7 protein-coding genes are annotated in these 3,084 nt (G+C 44.1%); 4 read left to right on the forward strand and 3 right to left on the reverse strand.

The window, feature by feature from the left end; translation table 11 throughout:
- The first annotated feature begins 138 nt into the window (after positions 1-138).
- From VN429_RS11080 to VN429_RS11090, 3 genes are read left to right on the forward strand one after another with little or no spacing between them, the layout of a single operon-like run.
- On the forward strand, positions 139-648 hold the full coding sequence (locus tag VN429_RS11080) for a hypothetical protein (RefSeq protein ID WP_325633282.1): 510 nt from the start codon (positions 139-141) through the stop codon (positions 646-648).
- Between the two features lie 26 nt (positions 649-674).
- Positions 675-1,223 carry a hypothetical protein gene (locus VN429_RS11085; protein ID WP_325633284.1) on the forward strand — a complete coding sequence of 183 codons (549 nt, stop codon included), beginning with the start codon at positions 675-677 and terminating at the stop codon, positions 1,221-1,223.
- Positions 1,220-1,462, forward strand: coding sequence for a hypothetical protein (locus VN429_RS11090; RefSeq protein WP_325633286.1), 243 nt, complete (start codon positions 1,220-1,222; stop codon positions 1,460-1,462). Before VN429_RS11085 ends, VN429_RS11090 begins: the two co-directional genes overlap by 4 nt.
- 66 nt (positions 1,463-1,528) lie before the next feature.
- On the opposite strand, the gene VN429_RS11095 is transcribed toward VN429_RS11090, so the two are convergent.
- Both VN429_RS11095 and VN429_RS11100 read right to left on the reverse strand, forming a co-directional pair.
- Entirely contained in the window at positions 1,529-1,771 is a 243-nt protein-coding gene (locus VN429_RS11095; RefSeq protein ID WP_325633288.1) for an MTH865 family protein, read from the reverse strand.
- Positions 1,772-1,777: 6 nt separating this feature from the next.
- On the reverse strand, positions 1,778-1,936 hold the full coding sequence (locus VN429_RS11100) for a hypothetical protein (protein WP_325633289.1): 159 nt from the start codon (positions 1,934-1,936) through the stop codon (positions 1,778-1,780).
- Positions 1,937-2,073: 137 nt separating this feature from the next.
- On the opposite strand from VN429_RS11100, the gene VN429_RS11105 reads away from it, so the two are divergent.
- The gene (locus tag VN429_RS11105; protein ID WP_325633291.1) at positions 2,074-2,823 is read left to right on the forward strand and encodes a winged helix-turn-helix domain-containing protein; all 750 of its coding nucleotides are present in this window, start codon (positions 2,074-2,076) and stop codon (positions 2,821-2,823) included.
- Positions 2,824-2,844: 21 nt separating this feature from the next.
- Here the strand turns inward: VN429_RS11105 and VN429_RS11110 are convergent.
- A partial coding sequence (locus VN429_RS11110; RefSeq protein WP_325633293.1) for a hypothetical protein occupies positions 2,845-3,084 on the reverse strand: 240 nt, incomplete at its 5' end.

Below are 3,084 nucleotides of genomic sequence, written 5' to 3' on the forward strand. Positions count from 1 at the left end.
GTACATAGGCGTGCTCTTGTGAATGGAGTTTTTTTGGTTCTGAGCCCTTGTAACGCTTGATTAGCCACTTCTTTTGAGCCTTATATATATCCACCACATATATGGTAGTGTCGCATTACAGGCGACATGGGGGAAAAGATGGGAGATTTTACACAAAAGAGTGTGGTAAAGTCAGCTATGCGAAAACTTGCGACACCTATCGCAGACTATGCCACATTCCATGCACTAATCCAGGATGTCCTGGAAAATAATCCATGGGGATGCACAACGTACGAGTCCGCCGGGGTTGCAAAGCCAGCAGTGGAAAAGACAAAGGAATCATATGCAGCCACCATTGTGTATGAAAATGCTGAAGCGAAGACTGTCGGGAGCATTCCAATCCGAGGACCAACTATGGAAGCAGTGAACACCGCAGTCACACAAATCACTGGATCTGCAGCTATCACTACCGGTATGGGGGCCGGCGTGGCTGCTTCACGTGATTCATCAGAGGACTCGTTCAGCTGCACTATAAAAGCCCATGCCAATAACGGAGAACTCTATTCGGTCTCGTTTAAGAGGGACAGTGTCACTCTCTCCAGTTACGAAAATGATGCCATCAGGACTGGAATTGAAACCTGGGCTGACACGGTTGCCATCCTGGCATAATCTCTTTTTTCATATCCGGGGGGAATATGAAGAGAGAATGCCTTATTGGGATTTTTTGTCTTATTATCGCAGGTTTCGCAGGTGCTGATTATCTCGCAACCTCGATAAGTACCGATGGGTCGGTAATGCTTACAACCTCGGGTTCTGATGTGAATGGATCGTTTACATCACGGGCTCTGGCGGTGGATGGTGTTAATGTAGTACGATCTGCATTGGGTGGGGAGAGCCTTGATTCAGATCTCTCGATACAGAGTTCTGGCCCGGTTCTCGTGTCTGATTATGGGTCAGTGCTGCAAATGCCATCAGATATCATGGATCTGTGTAAATTTCTGGATGCGGGCAGTGATCGGTCGTTAGGTGAGGCTTCGATCTTCACGTCAGGAATTCTGCAGGGTGGTGGATATGACGCCTCACGGACGATAGACTCTGGTTTCTCTGGATCGACACGGGTGAACGGGTCAGGTCTTCTTGCCTTCGGTTCTCAGGGTTCAAGTAACCAGTCTTTGAAGAGCAGGGGATTTGTGTCTGGTAATTTGTCGGTTCAGGATCTTTTCAGGTACGGGGGGAGGGTATGATCGCTGAGATAGCTGCCGGTGTATCGTTCGGGATTGCACTTATGAACGGTGTTGCAGCATATCATCTCTACCGGCAGTATCGCCTGCTAGCAGAGGAGACGGAAATTTTTGCGGGCAAGTTGTTATTGATGATCAAAGAAGATGATGGTGAAATCACAACCGACCCGGTGATCCTTTGCGGAGAGGTGATGGATCATATAAGTCAGGTATCAGGACTGCTAAAGTGGATCAGACTATAATTCGCGGAAATTATACACTGTATTCCATACACTTATTGTCGAAAAAAGGGGTATATTGATTGAGACTTATAGCCCTGCACGTTCTACGATAATATCTGCAACCTGCTTGGCGCTGGTGAACGGAAAATCGCTCTCCTTAAGGAGGGTTCCTGCTTCACCGGCTGTCATTTTAATGTCGCCGACCTGACAGGTTGTATCTGCTCCGGCGGGAAATGCGGCAATTAATTTTTCCGGTGTATCTATGGGAAAGACAGCACCAGTTAATGCTCCGGTTATCTGAGCATGTATCTCTTCTTTAACAGACGACATGAAAAGTCACTCCTTGATCATGGATGATATATCGCCAACAGCTTTGGCAATTGAGCAGTCATTACTATGGGTACTGCATCCAAAGCAGGCATTTTTCAGATGTGCGATAGACTCTTCAGCCTTTTCTTTGCTTACTTCTTTTCCTGTACAATTCCAGATTGGCATATGCCTCACCATACATACATACGGGCGTTGCCATAATATACTTGAGCGTCATAATAATAACTAAGTTGCTTTCTACTACATTTGAATGACTCTAACAGTTATAATGATGTGGCCCTTATAATTGATGAGAAAAAACAATGGACCAAACAGAACAGTCAGTGACCCCGGATGCACTCATGCATGAAATCCAACAAATCAGGGGAGATCTGAAGAAGTTTTTTGAACGCACAAATCAGGTCCATCTCCAATCGATAATATCAGATCTTAAACATGAGTATGGGGGAATTCTTTCAAAAAACCACATTGAACGTGCGAGGGAATGCCTCTCCAGCAACATGGTACATGATTGTGAGATGCATGATACCTGCTTTCAAGTCCTCCTTAATTTTCTTACCATCACATCAAATCATATCAATGATGGAGAAATTACCGATGATCTTGTTTGCTCATACCGGGCCCACTTAGAGGAGATGCGTAAAAAAGGGCCTTCTGAACGGTGTGATATCTGTTTCAACGAAGTAAGGCGCCTTTTTGAGAAACAACTGGACCTCATGTGTTCATTGGGGATTCTTAAACAACAGAAATCAACTCATCCTGTATTGGATTACCCGGAAGAGAAGATTGTTTCAGGAATAATAGAACCAATTGCAAGCACTCCCCGGTTTCAGATACTTCAAGCAGTATCAGCAGAGACCAAGACATTTTCAGATCTCTCCCAGTTAACCAAACTGAGAGGAGGAAACCTTCTTTTTCACATAAAAAAACTCCAGGAAGCTGGGATGATTATCCAGAGACATGAACGGGGAGATTATGTTATCACCGAAAAAGGATTCAAAGTGTTATCAGCAATTCGGGAAGTTTATGCAGGAATCGTGAATAAAGAATAATTCGAAAAACGAGGAAATAAGTTAGGTTGAAAGACCAAACATCTTTCTTGTTGTTTCTAAGGTATCTCCAGCCTTAAGTCCTCCACCATACAGGATCTTAATTGCTTCTTTGTCGAGATCAGTTAGATTTCGGTTTAAACCCTCATTTCTGTAGAAGAAACTTTCTTTGTTCTTATATGATGTTCCATGCAGACCCATACTGTAGAGGAGTCCTTTCAAAATGTAATATCTCTGATCTTCCTCACTTAAGGTGTTTAATAG

Source organism: Methanospirillum sp., assembly GCF_035560735.1.
In the GTDB taxonomy this organism is placed as follows: Archaea; Halobacteriota; Methanomicrobia; order Methanomicrobiales; family Methanospirillaceae; genus Methanospirillum.

Excerpts from the sequence above, each read along its gene's own strand:
- VN429_RS11080 (WP_325633282.1), top strand. The coding sequence starts at position 139 with ATGGGAGATTTTACACAAAAGAGTGTGGTAAAGTCAGCTATGCGAAAA.
- VN429_RS11085 (WP_325633284.1), top strand. The coding sequence starts at position 675 with ATGAAGAGAGAATGCCTTATTGGGATTTTTTGTCTTATTATCGCAGGT.
- VN429_RS11090 (WP_325633286.1), top strand. The coding sequence starts at position 1,220 with ATGATCGCTGAGATAGCTGCCGGTGTATCGTTCGGGATTGCACTTATG.
- VN429_RS11095 (WP_325633288.1), bottom strand. The coding sequence starts at position 1,771 with ATGTCGTCTGTTAAAGAAGAGATACATGCTCAGATAACCGGAGCATTA.
- VN429_RS11100 (WP_325633289.1), bottom strand. The coding sequence starts at position 1,936 with ATGCCAATCTGGAATTGTACAGGAAAAGAAGTAAGCAAAGAAAAGGCT.
- VN429_RS11105 (WP_325633291.1), top strand. The coding sequence starts at position 2,074 with ATGGACCAAACAGAACAGTCAGTGACCCCGGATGCACTCATGCATGAA.